This window comes from Pseudooceanicola nanhaiensis (genome assembly GCF_020171315.1).
In the GTDB taxonomy this organism is placed as follows: Bacteria; Pseudomonadota; Alphaproteobacteria; order Rhodobacterales; family Rhodobacteraceae; genus Pseudooceanicola; species Pseudooceanicola nanhaiensis_A.
The window spans coordinates 314,413-329,979 of sequence record NZ_JAIUZP010000008.1 but is presented as its reverse complement, the minus strand read 5'-3'; the positions used below and the strand labels follow the sequence as shown (position 1 = coordinate 329,979).

General features: G+C 65.9%; 14 protein-coding genes. 4 read left to right on the top strand and 10 right to left on the bottom strand.

What is annotated here, in order from left to right:
• The first annotated feature begins 120 nt into the window (after positions 1-120).
• The gene (locus tag LCM32_RS22160) at positions 121-636 is read left to right on the top strand and encodes a HEPN domain-containing protein (protein ID WP_224821991.1); all 516 of its coding nucleotides are present in this window, start codon (positions 121-123) and stop codon (positions 634-636) included.
• 97 nt (positions 637-733) lie between these two features.
• On the opposite strand, the gene LCM32_RS15515 is transcribed toward LCM32_RS22160, so the two are convergent.
• The 9 genes from LCM32_RS15515 to LCM32_RS15475 all read right to left on the bottom strand — a co-directional run bounded on the left by LCM32_RS15515 (position 734) and on the right by LCM32_RS15475 (position 9,944).
• Positions 734-1,849 carry a hypothetical protein gene (locus LCM32_RS15515; protein ID WP_224821990.1) on the bottom strand — a complete coding sequence of 372 codons (1,116 nt, stop codon included), beginning with the start codon at positions 1,847-1,849 and terminating at the stop codon, positions 734-736.
• Positions 1,850-2,292: 443 nt separating this feature from the next.
• A complete protein-coding gene (locus LCM32_RS15510) occupies positions 2,293-2,910 on the bottom strand; it encodes a TetR/AcrR family transcriptional regulator (protein ID WP_224821989.1) in 618 nt (205 codons plus the stop codon).
• Complete coding sequence (gene ppk2 / locus LCM32_RS15505) at positions 2,903-3,772, bottom strand: polyphosphate kinase 2 (protein WP_224821988.1); 870 nt, start codon at positions 3,770-3,772, stop codon at positions 2,903-2,905. The genes LCM32_RS15510 and ppk2 overlap by 8 nt, the downstream gene beginning before the upstream one ends.
• Positions 3,773-3,832: 60 nt before the next feature.
• Positions 3,833-4,795 (bottom strand): alpha/beta fold hydrolase, encoded by a 963-nt coding sequence (locus tag LCM32_RS15500; RefSeq protein WP_224821987.1) that lies wholly within the window; start codon positions 4,793-4,795, stop codon positions 3,833-3,835.
• Positions 4,785-5,708, bottom strand: coding sequence for a homoserine O-acetyltransferase MetA (gene metA, locus LCM32_RS15495; RefSeq protein ID WP_224821986.1), 924 nt, complete (start codon positions 5,706-5,708; stop codon positions 4,785-4,787). Before metA ends, LCM32_RS15500 begins: the two co-directional genes overlap by 11 nt.
• Positions 5,709-5,769: 61 nt before the next feature.
• Positions 5,770-6,627, bottom strand: a complete 858-nt coding sequence (locus LCM32_RS15490) for an ATPase (RefSeq protein WP_224821985.1) — start codon at positions 6,625-6,627, stop codon at positions 5,770-5,772.
• Positions 6,628-6,956: 329 nt separating this feature from the next.
• Complete coding sequence (locus LCM32_RS15485) at positions 6,957-8,048, bottom strand: OmpP1/FadL family transporter (RefSeq protein WP_224821984.1); 1,092 nt, start codon at positions 8,046-8,048, stop codon at positions 6,957-6,959.
• Positions 8,049-8,181: 133 nt separating this feature from the next.
• The gene (locus LCM32_RS15480; RefSeq protein WP_224821983.1) at positions 8,182-9,105 is read right to left on the bottom strand and encodes a DMT family transporter; all 924 of its coding nucleotides are present in this window, start codon (positions 9,103-9,105) and stop codon (positions 8,182-8,184) included.
• Positions 9,106-9,242: 137 nt separating this feature from the next.
• Entirely contained in the window at positions 9,243-9,944 is a 702-nt protein-coding gene (locus LCM32_RS15475) for an endonuclease/exonuclease/phosphatase family protein (protein WP_224821982.1), read from the bottom strand.
• Between the two features lie 38 nt (positions 9,945-9,982).
• On the opposite strand from LCM32_RS15475, the gene LCM32_RS15470 reads away from it, so the two are divergent.
• Entirely contained in the window at positions 9,983-10,735 is a 753-nt protein-coding gene (locus LCM32_RS15470; protein WP_224821981.1) for a hypothetical protein, read from the top strand.
• 81 nt (positions 10,736-10,816) lie between these two features.
• Here the strand turns inward: LCM32_RS15470 and LCM32_RS15465 are convergent, their stop codons facing one another.
• Entirely contained in the window at positions 10,817-12,001 is a 1,185-nt protein-coding gene (locus LCM32_RS15465; protein WP_224821980.1) for a cytochrome P450, read from the bottom strand.
• A 57-nt stretch (positions 12,002-12,058) separates the two neighbouring features.
• On the opposite strand from LCM32_RS15465, the gene LCM32_RS15460 reads away from it, so the two are divergent.
• Positions 12,059-13,852 carry a sensor histidine kinase gene (locus LCM32_RS15460; RefSeq protein WP_224821979.1) on the top strand — a complete coding sequence of 598 codons (1,794 nt, stop codon included), beginning with the start codon at positions 12,059-12,061 and terminating at the stop codon, positions 13,850-13,852.
• Between the two features lie 286 nt (positions 13,853-14,138).
• A complete protein-coding gene (locus LCM32_RS15455) occupies positions 14,139-15,371 on the top strand; it encodes a sigma-54-dependent transcriptional regulator (protein ID WP_224821978.1) in 1,233 nt (410 codons plus the stop codon).
• The last annotated feature ends 196 nt before the right edge of the window (positions 15,372-15,567 follow it).

Here is a 15,567-nt window from a genome sequence, read left to right as displayed (position 1 = left end):
CACCGCCCCCACACGAGCCTCGACGGGCTTACCCCGTGGGAGTATCACCAACGGTCAATAGAGGACCAAATCCTGAACAGAGCGAACTAAAAAACGCGGACACTACGGGGAGCAGGTCAATTGAAACTGAGATCGTATGTACTTCTCTGCCACGCCGCGATTGAGGAGTATCTGGAGAATATTTCACTCTCGGTGCTATCTGAAAGCTTGAGAAACTTCGAAGCGGACGGCAGAATCAGAGACCCACTCCTATCCGCATGCAGCTACTATAAGATTCTTCTGAGCGAAGAGGCTCAGACGCGAAACCCTGACGACAAGGCACATGATTTACTCCTAAAAATCTTTAAAAAAGCCATCTCTGAACACTCAACCTCTATATACGGTGTTAATGGCATAAAGACAAAAGATCAGGACTCCATACTGCTGCCGATAGGAGTAAGGCTATTTGACTTTGATAGATTACTATCGCAGAGCCTGCATACATTTGGTGGGGTTCGTGGGAAATTTGCGCACGGGTTCGGCTTCCGGACGGTCACACCAAGGGCCGGCTTGGAGAGCAATGTACGGAACATCTTTTCGCTTATTCGACCGCTTGATAACACGCTTTGCAAGCGACACGAAGTATCCTTCGCCTAAGCAAAGCCACAACAATGATCGCTCTTATCCATTCAGGCGCAATGAAATTGCGCACTTAGCGGGTCCTTCGATGTGTTGCGAACTTTTTAGCTGCACTCTAGGCGTTGGGCAGGCTAATCACCACATCGCTCCCCATTGTTAAGCCAGCAACTCTACAAGCCGACTGAATTATTCGTAGCTTCTCCCGATTGGCAATGTTTGTGCCAATCAGCCAACCGTCGACCAACTCTTCGGCGCGCGCCAAATCTGGGCGTTTTGGGTAAATCTCTTCCGGGGTCCTTGCTAAGTGGTTTCTTGACTTTCCGCGAGACTGCCGTGCAATTTCCGGCATTTTCTCAGGATATCGAGTTGCAATCTCAGTCAATATTTCAACTAACGCTGACTTGGCGCTAGTAGCCGTGCGCTTGTCCCCGAATACTTCGTAATCTACCTGCCTGCCGCTTGATCTGGACGAGTTTATAACATCGTTCTCTTTTGGAGGTTTGACCTCCGATGATCCCGGTAATGCCTTCAGTTCGGGTGCGCTAATCGGTTGCCCGATATTTTCCGGAGGCTGAAGTGATCGGAGAAAATTCAATACGGCTGAACTTGATGGTCTTGCTCCGGAGCCCGCTTCGGTTTGATCTTGAAGTAGCTCGATAAGCAGTTCCTCTGGTTCCTCAACCAGCGAACGCCATGCGCTGGGAATGTTACGCGCTGCCTCTCGTCGGGAGCGTAGGTCACGGAAGTCCAAATCAACAGCATCCCGCGCCTCCCCAGTCCTTACCCTTTCTCTCTGAAGGTACCGCCGAAAGGTCTGTTCAATTTGCTTTTCATCTCGGTCAATGAGGTGAATTTTTTGAACTCTTCTCTGGGAGTAGTCACCCTCTCCCGGGGGATAGTAAAAGCTCCATTCGCGCCCGTCAGTGAGGATGCAAATTGGGACGCCTTGGTGGAAAGCATACTCAAAGAGCTGCTTATCACCTGAAGCTGCACGCCCCACTCCCTTCACTTCAATGAAAACGCTTGGCTGCCTTATGCCTCCAAAAAGTGCGAAATCCACGCGAGCCCCCGGCATTGCATATTCTGGAACGATTTGGGCAGGGTCCGCGTCATCCCACCCTAATTCGCGGAGAAGAGGGAGGACGATACCAACTGAGACTGCCGCCTCGTTCTGGTATGCACCTTCCTTGAGACGAGCACGGATAGAGTTGATGAGGTCCTGTAACGGCATACTCAATCATTGTTGCAGCAAGGCAAATTTTGCAAGCGAGACGAGTTCCGCCTTTGACATGTTTTGGCACGCATAGCCTCAGGGGCTCGACTTTCAGAACAGTGCGCGTCGTGCCTATCCGGCCCTCCAGCCTGTGTAGGAATTGGTGCTGGCCCAGCACTCAGTTCCACTGCGGGGTAAGTCTCTGCCTGTTGGTTTCGGGGCAAAGGTGCTTCTGAGTGTGGTCAGTCGGCAGGCCAATACTCAGGCTGGGAGCAAAGTGGCTGACAGCGGTCCGACGGCGCGGGTCAGGAGCGCTGGAACCTCCCAAAAATCACCGAGGAGAAGTCTAGGCATTCACGGTTTGTCCGGTCGCACCAGAGGCAGAGTCTAGGATTATTGTTGCGTCATAACAGATACTTAAAAAGTTTTGCAAATCCGCGGACATGCCCCCCAATCACCCCTCACCGATCCGGCGGCACCAGGCCCAGTCCGCGCAAGTAGATCCCGATCCCCGTCTCGAGCAAGTCCTCCGGCGAGAAGGGTGAGCGGCCGCCGGCGTTCCGGGCGTAGAGTTCGACGACGCCGTGGCTCATGGCCCAGACGTGGGCCGAGAACATCGAGGCAGGCGGCCTCCGGTCGGGGGGGATGAACTCGGAGAGGTCGGCGGCGGCCTTTTCCAGGACCCCGCGCGCGCGGGCGGAGACCGCCGCCAGCTCCGGCGTGCGGTTCATCGAGATGCCGCTCTCGAACATGGCGATGTAATGCCCGGGATACTTGCGGGCGAAGGCGAGGTAGGCGCGGCCCGTGGCCTCGAAGGCCGATAGCGCCGAGGGCTGGCCGCTGTCATAGGCGTATTGGATCACGTCGGCGAAGATCTCGTAGCCCTGGCGGGCCGCCTCGGCGATCAGGTCCTCGCGGCCCTCGAAGTGGCGGTAGACCGCGGCTGGGGTGACCCCGGCGAGCTTGGCCGCCTCGGAGAGGGTGAACCCCGTGGGACCCTTTTCCTCGATCAGTTCCAGCGCCGCCTCCACCAGCGCCTGCCGCAGGTTGCCGTGGTGATAGCCGCGTTTCTTATGCATCCCAGATGTCCGGCCCGCCGCAGATCTGCGGATCGGGCGTGCCGACGACCTTGAGGTCCTTGTCGGCATAGTCGATGCCCGCCAGCACGGTGCGGATCGCGGCAAGACGGGCACGCTTCTTGTCGTCAGAGCGGATCACCGTCCAGGGCGCGTGGGGCTGGTGGCTGCGCTCCAGCGTCTCGCGGATCGCGTCGGTGTAGGCATCCCATTTCTTCAGCCCGTCCACGTCGATCGAGGAGAGCTTCCACTGCTTCAGGGGATCGCGCTCACGGTCGATGAAGCGGCGCAGCTGCTCGGCCTGACCGACGTTGAGCCAGAACTTGAAGAAATGAATGCCCTCGTCGTAGATCATCCGTTCGAAGGCGGGAACCTGGCGGAAGAAGTGCTCGCGCTGCTCGGGGGTGCAGAAGCCGAAGACATGTTCGACCACGCCGCGGTTGTACCACGAGCGGTCGAAGAAGGTGATCTCGCCACCGGAGGGAAGCTGTTCCACGTAGCGTTGGAAATACCACTGCGTCGCTTCGACCTCGGTCGGCTTGGGCAGGGCCACCACGCGGGCGCCGCGCGGGTTCAGGTTCTCGCGGAAGCGCTTGATCGTGCCGCCCTTGCCGGCGGCGTCGCGGCCCTCGAAGAGCACCATGACCCGGGCGCCGGTGTCCTTGACCCAGGCCTGCAGCTTGCACAGCTCGATCTGGAGCATCTCCAGTTCCGCCTCGTAGGTCTTCTTCTTCATCTCCTCGGAGTAGGGGTAGCTCGGGGTGATGATGTCGTCCTTGTCCGCCCGCTTGATCGCGTTGCGCACGGCCGTCGGGGCCTCTTCCTCGTGGAACCGGGTGATCGCGCCGTCATAGGGCAGGGCCATGATCTCACTCCTTTTTACATCACTATGCGGTCGAAACCGGCCACGTTCAATGCGGCTGTTTCAGGGCGCCGGGGCGAAGCCTGCGCGGGCGGCGGCGCGGTGGATGGCGGCGACGGTTTCATCCTGCGCGACATGGTGGGGCATGTGGCCGATGCCCTCCAGCGGGGTCAGCCGGGCGCTCTCCACCTCGCGGGCGAGGGCGACGGAATGCAGCTCGAAATAGACCGTGTCGTCGGCGGTGCCATGCAGGACCTCGACCGGCATCGTCAGCGTGCTGTAGTGGCGGGCCATGTCGGTGACCTCTTCCTTGAGGTCCCGGCGGTGCAGCGCATTGGCCAGCAGCGACGCGCGGCGCAGGGTCAGCCCGGCGCCCACGGCCTCGGCATAGCCCTCCGGCGGGGTCTGGGGCGCGAAGATGCTGCCGATCTCCTGCCGGACATAGCTTTCGGGCACCCAGGCGCTCAGCAGCGGCGCCAGCAGCGGGCCGAAGACCGGATGCGAGAGGGTGCGGTAATAGGGGCTGAGGCCGCCGGGCCAGCGATGCGCGGGGGCGGCGAGCAGCACGAGGGCCGAGAGCGCCTGCGGCTGGTAGACGCCCCAGGCGAGCGCCACCGCCCCGCCGAGGGACTGGCCGACCACCACGGGGCGCGTCGCGCCCAGCTCTGCCGCCGCGCGGGCGAGGAGGGCGGCCTGCTCCCGGATCGGGGAGCCCGCGGCATCGGGTTCGTCCGTGTAGCCGAGGCCCGGACGGTCGAAGGTGATCACCCGGAAGTCCCGCGCCAGCCGCTTGGAGAGCGAGAAGGTCATGTCGCGGGTGTTGCCCGAGGCCCCGTGGATCAGCACCACGTCCGGGCCCGCGCCCTCGACGACGGCATGGACGGTCACGCCGTCCACCTCGATCAGCCGTCCCTCGGGCGGGAAACGGGCCTCTGCCGCGGCCTCGTTCCGGGCCGCCCGCCAGAGCGTGACGACCCAGAAGACCGCCAGAACGGCGAGAAGGCCCGCGAGGATCTTAAGTGCCAATATCTTCAAGCCTGTAGGGCGTGGATTGATAGAGTTCGTTGATCCAGTTGCCGTAAAGCAGGTGGGCGTGGCTGCGCCAGCGGTTCAGCGGCAGGCGGCTGGGATCGTCGTCCGGGTAGTAGTTCATCGGCACGTTGATCTCGGTCCCGGCGGCGACGTCGCGGTCGTATTCCTGCTTCAGCGTGTCACTGTCGTATTCGAAGTGGTTAAAGCAGTAGAGCGCCCGGTGCGCCGGATCATCCACGAGGCAGGGCCCGGTCTGGTCCGATCCCAGCAGGGTGCGCAGGTCGGGGTTGGCGAGGATGTCGGACTGGCGGATCTCCGTCCAGCGCGACACCGGCACGACGCAGAAGTCCGAGAAGCCCCGCAGGTAGGGCGAGGTCGGATCGAGGTTGGTGTGCGGGAAGCAGCCAAAGGCCTTGGCCTCCAGCAGGTGCTTGGGCACGCCGTGGAAATAGTTGATCATCGCCATGCCGCCCCAGCAGACGGCCATGGTGGAATGCACATGGGTCTGGGTCCAGTCGAAGATGCGGCGCAGTTCTTCCCAGTAGGTGACCTTGTCGAAGTCCAGATGCTCCACCGGGGCGCCGGTGATGATCAGCCCGTCGAACTTCTGGCCCGAGGCCTCGACCTCCTCGAAGGGCTGGTAAAAGCTCTCCATGTGCTCGGCGGCGGTGTTCTTGGTCTGGTGCTCGCTCATCCGGATCAGCGTCAGCTCGATCTGCAGCGGCGTCGCCCCGATCAGCCGCGAGAACTGGGTCTCGGTCTGGATCTTCTTGGGCATCAGGTTCAGCAACGCGATCTTCAGTGGGCGGATGTCCTGCCGCGCCGCCACGTCTTCCGACATGACCATGACCCCTTCGCGCACGAGGACGTCGAAGGCGGGCAGGTCGGACGGAAGCTTGATAGGCATGGTGAACCCTTATGGCTGTTGCGGATCGTCTAGATAGGCAATGGCCGAGAAAAGGGAAGCCCTACCTGCGGTCAAGAGCCCGTGCGACGAGCGTCTCGAAGTCCGCGGCTGTGCGGATCTGCGAGACCTCCTCGGCGGTCACGGTGACCCCGCGCTCGGCCATGGCGGCATAGCGCGGCTGACGGTGGGCAAGGGCCCGGCCATAGGACCACCGGACGAATGCGTCGGGGTCGATCTCCTCCGGACCCTGACCCGTCTCCTCCTGGTAGGCTGCCCAACCCTCGGTCAGGAACCGGGTCTGGTAGTACATCGGTTTCGGGGCGCGGTCAAAGCGCCGGATCAGCTCTTCGGTATGGGCCTCGCTGCCCTTCAGCCAGATCAGCAGCGCCTCGCTCTCCAGCGCCTTCAGGACAGGGTCCTCGGGATCGGCCGGGTCCACCACCTCGCAGATCGAGCCGCCGCTGTCGCAGACGAAATGCGGATAGCCATAGAGCCGCAGCGCCCGCTCGCTGAAATGCGCGGTGTCCAGCAGGGCGGCCACTTCGGCCTCCATGTGCTGTTCCTGACGGCGCATGTATTCCGCGAAGGTCAGCCCGCCCTTGTCCGGGTCGCCCGGCTTGCCGAGGTAGGTGGAGAGGGGCGTCAGGTTGTTGAAGGTGATGTTGGAGCCGATGTAGATCGAATCCGTCATCAGCAGGTGCCGCAGGAAGGGGACCTGCATGGCATGCTTCTTGGCATTGTCGGCGATGTGTTCGCCCATGTAGCGGGTGCCGATCCGGTAATCGACGGAATAGTGGAACCAGTCGCCGTCGCCGCGCAGCAGGTTCGAGACATGGGTCTTGCCCAGTCCGGACATGCCGAAGAGAACCACCTTCTTGCGCTCGGCCTTCAGCCAGTCCTGCCCGTCGCCGTAGATCATCTGCGTACCCCTGTTTCTCTCCCGGGTGTTAGGGGCTTGCGCGGGGATGGTCAAATTCAATCCCCGGCCGGCCCCCCGCCGTGACGCGCTGCCGCTGCGGCCGGTGGCACCGGGTGCCCCGGAGAAGGCAGACAGGGCAGGCGGGACAGGCGGCCCGGGGCAGTGCCGACACGGGCCCGTGTCTGTGGGGCGTCTCTCGTGCGACGGGCAGGGGGGGAAACACCACGGGCGGGGCCCGTCGGCCCCGCCCGCTGACAGGCATCGTCATGCCCGCCCCTCGCACCCGTGAGTGGACCCGATCGTCCGGAACCGGCCGCAGCCGGCCGGGATCAGAAGCTGTAGGCCACCTTCAGGCCAAAGGCCGTCGCGGTGTTGTCGGTGAAGTCGCCACGGGCGGTCCCGGCGGTCTGCGGCATCGCATCCCCGAACCAGATGTGGCTGATCCCGCCCGAGATCTCGACCTGTTCCGAGACCTTGTAGCTGCCCCCCAGCGTGACGGCCGTCAGGCCGGTGCGGGGCGACAGCGGGCTCACCAGCTCCTTGCCCGGCGCCTCGTAGGCGACCGAGATGGAGGCCGCGAACTTCGGCGTGAAGCGCCGTGCGACCCCCAGCGTGTAGGTCGTGGTGTCCTCGAGCGAGACGAGGTCGCGGCCAAAGGCGGTCGGCTTGATCCGGAAGGCCGAATGTTCGGCCCAGCGGACCGAGGCCATCAGCAGCGTGTCCTCGGCGATGCCGGTCTGGAACTCGAGGTTCACGCTCTGCGGGGTCTTCACGTTCGTGGTCGAGGTGACGCCCGGCGCGATGTTCTCCTTCGTATCGAAGTCATGTTCGATCGCGGAGTTGTAGGTCAGCGCGAGCCGGAAGGCGATTTCCGGGATCTCGTAGGCTGCACCCACCACGTAACCGGTGGCCCAGTTCTCTTCCAGCTTCACGTTGTAGCCGCTGGCCACGCCATAGGCCGCCCCGGACAGCGTGATCTCGCCCTCGGCCTTCTGGAACCGCAGGCCCCCGAAAACGCTGACGTTCTCGTTGATCTTGAACTTGGCAAGCGCGGTCAGCGCCGTGGTCTCGGCCTCGGCGATCGTGCCACCCAGCACGATGTTCGACGGATCATACAGGATGTCCGCGCCGAAGGGCTTGTCGTAGATCAGCGCAAGCGCGACACGGTCGGTCACGTCCATCTTGAGCCCGATGCTCGGCAGATTGAAACTGTCGGCGACATTGGGCACGCTGGCGGTGTCCACCGTCGTGCCTGTCAGTTCCGGGTTCACGTGGCCATAGCTCAGCTCAACCCGGTTGCCTTGTGCAAACAGCAGCATGGCCGATTGCGTGGTGCGTTCGATGCCGCCTGCATAAGCCGCGTTCGACGCTGCGATGGCCATGACGGCGCCCGCCGCGATGGTCCCCACCCTCATCATCATCCTCTCCTCCCCGTTGGATGTGACAGATATGTGATGAGATGGTGGGGGAAGTCGATGCCTCCCGTCAATCAGGGGGGGCGGCGTGACGTGACGGAAGTTTACGTAACCTGCCGCCACGTCAACTTGGGCCGGTTCAGGCCGGTGGGGCCACTGGCGGCGCCTGCCTGCGGGCGCGGGTTTCGGTCCAGATATTCAGGTAGTTGCCGCCGAAGATGATCAGCGCGCCCAGCAGGACGAAGGGGTCCAGCGTCTCGCCGTAGAGGATCGCGGCCACCACCGCGACCCCGGGCAGCCGCGCGAAGTCGATCGGTACGACGATGGTGGCGGGGGCGAAGGACAGCGCCGAGGTCAGGCAGAAATGGCCCATCAGGCCACAGCATCCGATCACCGCCAGCAGCAGCCATTCCTGCCCGGCGGGCAGGGCCATGGCGCCGTCGGCAAAGGCGCAGGCAAAGCCCATGACGGCCTGCATCACGGTCAGCCAGAAGAGGATCGAGGGCGTGCTCTCGGTCCGGGTCAGCAGCTTGGTGGTGGTGATCGACCCGGCAAAGCCGATGGCGGCGATGGCGGCGAAGATCACCCCGGTGCTGATCGGCACCGCGCCGGGACGGGCCACCAGCAGCACCCCGGCAAAGCCGATCAGCGCCGAGAGCGCGCGCATCTTCGTCAGCCGCTCGCCGAGGATCAGCGGAGAGAGCACCAGCACCCAGAGCGGCGAGGTGAACTCCAGCGCGAAGACCTGCGCCAGCGGGATCGAGGTGAGCGCGTAGAACCACAGGTTCTGGCCGGTGAAATGGCTGAGGTTGCGCACCGCGTGCAGCCCCATCCGGCGTGCCTTGACCCGGGGCCAGAGCCCGAAGGCCGTCAGCACCGTCACCATGATCAGCACGCCGAAGAGCGAACGGAAGGCCATGATCTCGAAGGTGTCGTGCCGCAGCCCCGCCTGCCGCCCGGCCACGGCCATGACGATGAAGGAGACGACGGAGCCCGACATCCAGATGACGGCCCGCAGCACATCGGAACGCGGCTTCGGTGCGCTCTTGCCTGATGTCCCCATGATGGCCCTCCCTCTTGTCGCCTTCTCTTGGCAGGGGGCGGGCCCTCACGCAACCCCGCCGGATGCGGCGGGCGGGCGTGAGGGGCAAGGCGATGTGCGGCGCGGTTGCGCCAGCCCCGGTGGGGGTCGGTCTTCCGTCAGCTGTCGCGCACCACGTCGAGCCAGACCGGCAGGTGGTCGGAGGCCACCCGTGCCGGGCTGGCCACATGGGCCACGGGCGTGTCGGCGCGCAGCCCGGGGCCGAGGGCGAAGCGGTCCAGCGCGGCCACGGGCCGGGGGGCGGGATAGTTCGGCCCCGCGGGCACAAGGCGCAGATCGCGCAGCTGCGCCTGCAGGGGGGCCTCGTCACCCCATTCGTTGAAGTCGCCCGCCATCACCACGGGCACCTTGGGCAGATGCTCCAGCGTGCGGCGGATCGCGGCCAGTTGCAGCAGCCGGTAGCGCCGCACGAGGCCAAGATGCGTGCCGATCACCCGCACGGGCCCCAGCACGGTCTGCGCCACGATCCACACCGCGCCGCGCGGCTCCAGCCCCGGCAGTTCGATATGGCCGGTCTCCACGACCTCGATCCCGTCGCGCACGAGGATGGCATTGCCGTGCCAGCCGAGAGAGCCGCCGGGCTCTCCCAGATCGGCGACATGCCAGCCCTCGGCCTCGGCCATGGCATGGGGCAGGGCGGCGGGCCGCGGCGGCAGCCGCTTGTCCGCCTCCTGCAGCACGGCGATCTGTGCCCCGGTGGCGCCGAGGACGGCAAGCGAGCGGTCCGGGCGGCGGCGCAGGTCCAGTCCGACGCATTTCTGAAGGTTGTAGGTTGCGATACGCAGTCTATCTCGTGACATGATCCTGTAATGAACACGCTCCGGCGGGGAAGTCATCCATGTTGCGCGAACAAAATCTGGTGACGCGGACGATCTGGGCCCTGCTTCTGATCGACGCCACGTTTTCGATCATCGAGGGGCGCTACTCCCTCGCCTTCATCGCGCTGGTGACGCTGGCGCTGTCCATGGCGCCCAGCTACGTCGCCCGCTGGGCCGGGGTCCATGTGCCGCCGGGCTTCATGGCGGCAGTGGTGGCCTTCGTCGCGGGGACGCTTTTCCTAGGCGAGGTCTTCGATTTCTACAATCGCTTCTGGTGGTGGGACATCGCCATGCACGGGGGCTCGGCCATCGGCTTCTCGCTGCTGGGGTTCATCCTCGTCTTCATGATGTTCCAGGGCGATCTCTACGCGGCGCCCCACTGGGCGATTGCCTTCTTCGGCTTCTGCTTTGCCGTGACCATCGGCGCAGCCTGGGAAGTGTTCGAATTCACCATGGACCAGACCTTCGGGATGAACATGCAGAAGTCCGGCCTCGTGGATACGATGTGGGACCTGATCGTCGACATGTCGGGGGCCTTCATCGGATCGCTGGTGGGCTACGCCTATCTCAAGGGGCGGTCCTTCGGGGGGATGGGGCATGTGATCGCCGAGTTCATCCGCCGCAATCCGCGCTACTTCGCCCGTACCGGGATGAAGGGGCATGAGATCGCGACCCGTCTGTCGGGGCGCAAGGTGCCCGGGGGCAATGCCGGTCCGCTGGATTACGCCCTGCGCGCCGCGGAGGGAGATACCTCCGACAGGCCGGAGAGCTGAGCGCCGCCCCCTGAGGGGGAGAGCAAGCCACAGGTGTCACGAGGGCACAGTCCCCCGCACGACAGGCGCGGTCGGCCTGCCTCAGCCGGTGACCATCAGCCGCTCGAGCCCGTGGAAGTGGTAGAGGTTCGCATAGCGCGGCGCCTCGGCAAGCGAGAGGCCGGGACGCGTCTCGAAGAGAATAGGCAGGGCGATCTGCAATTCGAGCCGCGCAAGGGGGGCGCCGACACAGAAATGCAGCCCGCCACCAAAGGCCGTGGTGGTCTTCACCGGGCGGGAGGGATCGAAGACCTCCGGCTGCGTCCAGACGGAAGGATCGTGACAGGCCGCCCCAAGGACAAGGGCCACCTGCTCGCCCCGGGTGAAGCGATGGCCAAAGACCTCGATGTCCTCATAGGCGTAGCGGGTGAAGATATGCAGCGGGGGATCGCGGCGCAGGATCTCCTCCACGGTGCCTGCCACCCGGTCGGGGGTAAGAACCTCCGCGCCCATGCCGCTCTCCAGCAACAGCTTCACCCCATTGCCGAGGGTATGCACCGTCGCCTCGTGACCTGCGTTCAGCAGCAGGATGCAGGTGGTGATCAGCTCGTCCGGGGTCAGCTTCTCGCCATCCTCCTCTGCCGCGATCAAATGGGTGATCAGGTCATCGGCGGGATGGGCACGCCGCTCTTCCACGTAGCCGCGCAGGAAGTCCGAGAACTCCGTCGCGGCGACAGAGGCCGCGTTCTCCATCTCGCGGGTGCGGCTGGCCTGATAGACGGCAACCATCGCGTTGGACCAGCTGAGCAACTGCGGCACCATGCTCTCGGGCACGCCCAGCAGACGGGCAATGACGATGGCGGGCAGGGGGGCTGCAAAGGCGGGCAGCAGGTCATAGGCCCCCTCCCGCGGCAAGCCCTCGGCCAGTTCCCGCGCCAGCTGCGCGATCTCGGGTCCAAGCGCCTTGATCCGCCGGGAGGTGAAGGCCCGCAGCACAAGCCCCCGCAGACGGGTATGACGGGGCGGCTCCAGCTCCAGCATGGAATGGGCCTCGACCTTGTAGAAGGGCTCCAGATGCGGGGGGATGACAGGGGCCTGTTCTGGCGGCACCTCGCGCCCGAAGCGGCGATCCTTCAGCAGCGTGTTGACCACGTCATGGGAGAAGGCGGCCACCATGCCATAGTCCTCCCACCGCACGAGGGGCCCGAGGGACCGCGCATGGGCATAGAAGCCATAGGGGGACTGGACGAACTCTGGATCGGTCGGGGATTGGGTCACGCTCTGCATGGGATCAGATTGCGTGCCCGGCTGGTCAAGGCAAGAGGGGGCGTCTAGATTGCGGCCATGACTTCGGGTCTTCTGAGACGGGCACTGGTTCCGGTGCTGGGGCTGCTGGTGGTGGCCGCGCTCGCCTATGGCGCGTGGCGGATCAGCTATGCCCGGGCGCTCGATGGGCTGGCACAGCGCGGCTGGTCCGATCTGGCGCTAACCACGGACAGGCTCACCGGGCAGCTGCAACGCTATCAGGACCTCGCCGTGATGCTGGTGACCCATCCCGCGCTGGTGGGGCGGCTCGATGGCTCCGTCCCGCAGGAGGAGGCCGATGCCCTGCTGCTGCGCGCCGCCGACCGGACGGGGGTGATGAACATGGCCTACGTGGATGCCGAGGGCCATGTCCTTGCCGCCGCGCGGCCCGTGTCCGACAGTGCCCTGCCGCGCTCGCCCGCGATGCCGGCCTACGCCCGCGCCCTGACCGGCGCGCTGGGCACCTCGCACGGGATCGACCCGGCGCTGGACCGCCGCGCCTATTACTTCGCCGCACCCAGCTTTGCCGCGGGCGGGGGCGTGACCGGCGCGCTGCTCGTGGCCGTGAACATCGACGCGCTGGAACAGGAATGGCGCGGCGAACGTCCGGCGGTCTTCTTCACCGACACCACGGGCGAGGTCTTCGTCACCAACCGCTCCGAGATCCTCTTCTGGCGCCGGCCCGAGGGATCGCCCGGCCTCGTGCCCGCCACGGGGCCCACGCCGCCCTTCCGGGCCGAGGTCACCGGGCGTGGCGAAGAGCTCTGGCACACCGACTGGGGCGCCTACCTGCCGCGTACCGGGCTGCACCTCGCCCGCGACCTGCCCAAGATCGGCCTCACCGGCGAGGCGCTGATCGAAACCGCGCCCGTGCGGCGGATCGCGGCGCTGCAGGCGGCGCTGGTGGGTCTCGTCGGGCTCGCCGCGCTGGGCACCTTCCTCTGGGCCTCGCAGCGCCGCCGGGTGCTGGCGCGGGCCAATGCGCTGCTGGAAACCCGGGTTGCGGCACGAACGGCGGAACTCTCCGGCACCAACCTGCAGCTGCGCCGCGAGGTGGCCGAGCGGCAGGAGGCGGAGGCCGCGCTGAAGAAGGCGCAGGCCGATCTCGTGCAGGCGGGCAAGCTCTCGGCCCTCGGCCAGATGTCGGCAGGCATCAGCCACGAGCTGAACCAGCCCCTCATGGCGATCCGCCAGTTCGCCGAGAATGGCACCCTCCTGATGGAGCGCGGCCGGACCGAGGCGGCGGCGCAGAACCTCTCGCGCATCTCCGAACTGGCCGAGCGCATGGGCCGGATCATCCGCAACCTGCGCGCCTTCGCCAAGCAGGAGAGCAGCCCGGTGCGCCCGATCGACCTGACCCGCGCGGTGGAGACCGCGCTGGAGATGACCGAGGCCCGCCGCGCCCGCGAGGGCGTCACGCTGGACTGGAGCGCGCCCGCGGGGCCGATCATGGCGCTTGGCGGCGAGGTGCGGCTGGGGCAGGTGCTGCTGAACCTGATGACGAATGCGCTCGACGCAATGCAGGGCCGCGAGACGCGCCACCTCACCGTGGCGATCGACCGGGGCATCGGCGGGCGGCACCGCATCCGCGTGGCCGACACCGGGCCGGGCATCGCCGCGCCGGAACGCATCTTCGATCCCTTCTACACCACCAAGGAGGTCGCCGCCCCCGAGGCCGATGGCACCGGCGAGGAGGGCATGGGCCTCGGCCTCTCGATCTCCTACGGCCTCGTGCAGAGCTTCGGCGGACGCATCCGGGGCCGCAACCTGCCCCAGGGCGGGGCCGAGTTCACGGTGGAACTGGACCGCGCCCCGCAGGAGGCCGCCGCATGACCGGCCGTCCCCCGGCTCCGGCGCCGCACTGCCGCGGACCCCGCACCGCCGCAGGTCACTCCACTCGCATGCAGGCACCGTCACCGGGCGCCACCCGCTTCCCACAGCTGGCACAGCGTACACGTCATCTCTTCCCCGGTGCCCCGGCTAAGCTTTCCGTTTCCCAAGTATCCTCGGGGGGAATTGGCCCGTCAGGGCCAAGGGGGGCAGACAGCCCCCAAACCCGGCCCCAATCCCGCCCGCCGCAGGCGTCCCTACACCGTCTCCCAACCTCGGACCTTCTCCCATGACCACCCGCCGCGTCCTCGTCGTGGACGATGACATCGCCGTGCGCGATGCCCTTGCCCAGACCCTCGACCTTGCCGATCTGCTGCCCACCAAGGCGGGATCCTTCATCGAGGCCAAGGACCATATCTCGCGCGATTTCGAGGGCGTCATCCTCTCGGACATCCGGATGCCCGGGCGCGACGGCTTCCACCTGCTGGCCCATACCCAGGGGATCGACCCGGAGCTTCCGGTGATCCTGTTGACCGGGGAGGGCGACATTCCCATGGCGGTCTCGGCGATGGACAAGGGCGCCTTCGGCTTCCTCGAGAAACCCTGCGGGCCGGGCGAGCTGCTGCCGGTGATCGAACGGGCGCTGAAGACCCGCGAGCTGGTGCTGGAGAACCGTCGCCTGAAGGCACAGCTGGAGGCGGGCGATCCCGCCGCTCGGCTGATCTTCGGCTCCTCCGCGCTCTCCGAGACCCTGCGCGATCAGGCCCGCCTCGCGGCGCAGGCCCGGACCGAGGTGCTGATCGACGGCGCGCCGGGCTCCGGCATCTCCAAGGTGGCCGAGGTCATCCACATGATGTCGCCCGCCGCCAAGCGCCCGTTCCTGAAACGCGCCGCCGCCGGGCTGACCCGCGAAGGCTTCGACACCGCCTGTGACGAGGCGGCCTCGGGCACGCTCTTCCTGAACGAGATCGGCGCGCTCTCCACCGACATGCAGTTCGCCCTGACCGAGCGGCTGGAGCAAGGGCTGCCCGCGCGGCTCTTCGGCGGCACGTCGGAAGACCTTGCCGCCCGCGTGGCGGAGGGGCGCTTCAGCCCCGATCTCTATTACCGGCTCGACGTGATGCGGGTGCGCATCCCCGCGCTCTCCGAACGGCCCGAGGACATCCCCGTGATGTTCCGCCAGTATGTCGCGCAGGCGGCGGAGCAGGCGGGCCTGCAGCCGCCCGAGGTGGGCGCTGACGTGCTGGCCGGGCTCATGGCGCGGGACTGGCCGGGCAATGCGCGGGCGCTGATGTCGGCGGCCATGCGCTTCGTGCTGGGCATGCCGGACGAGATGCAGGCCGACCGCTCCGATCTGGGGCTGGCAGAGCAGATGGCGCAGGTGGAACGCTCGCTTCTGGCGGCGGCGCTGAAACGGCACGAGGGCCATGCCTCGGCCGCGGCGCAGGCGCTGAAGCTGCCGCGCAAGACCTTCTACGACAAGCTGGCGCGCTATGGGCTGAAGCCCGAGGACTTCCGCTGACCGGCCGGGGCCGGGGCGCTTTCCCCGCACGGCGGACACCGGCGCGGCGCTGATCTGGCCCCTCCCGCGGTTGCCGCGCAAGAATCGCGACGAATCGCGAGTCGCCGCGCAACGAATCAACTCGGCGACGGCTGTGCGGAAAACCGCACAAACAGCCCTTCGGCGTGTGTGGGATTTCGCACAATGCTGCCATGCA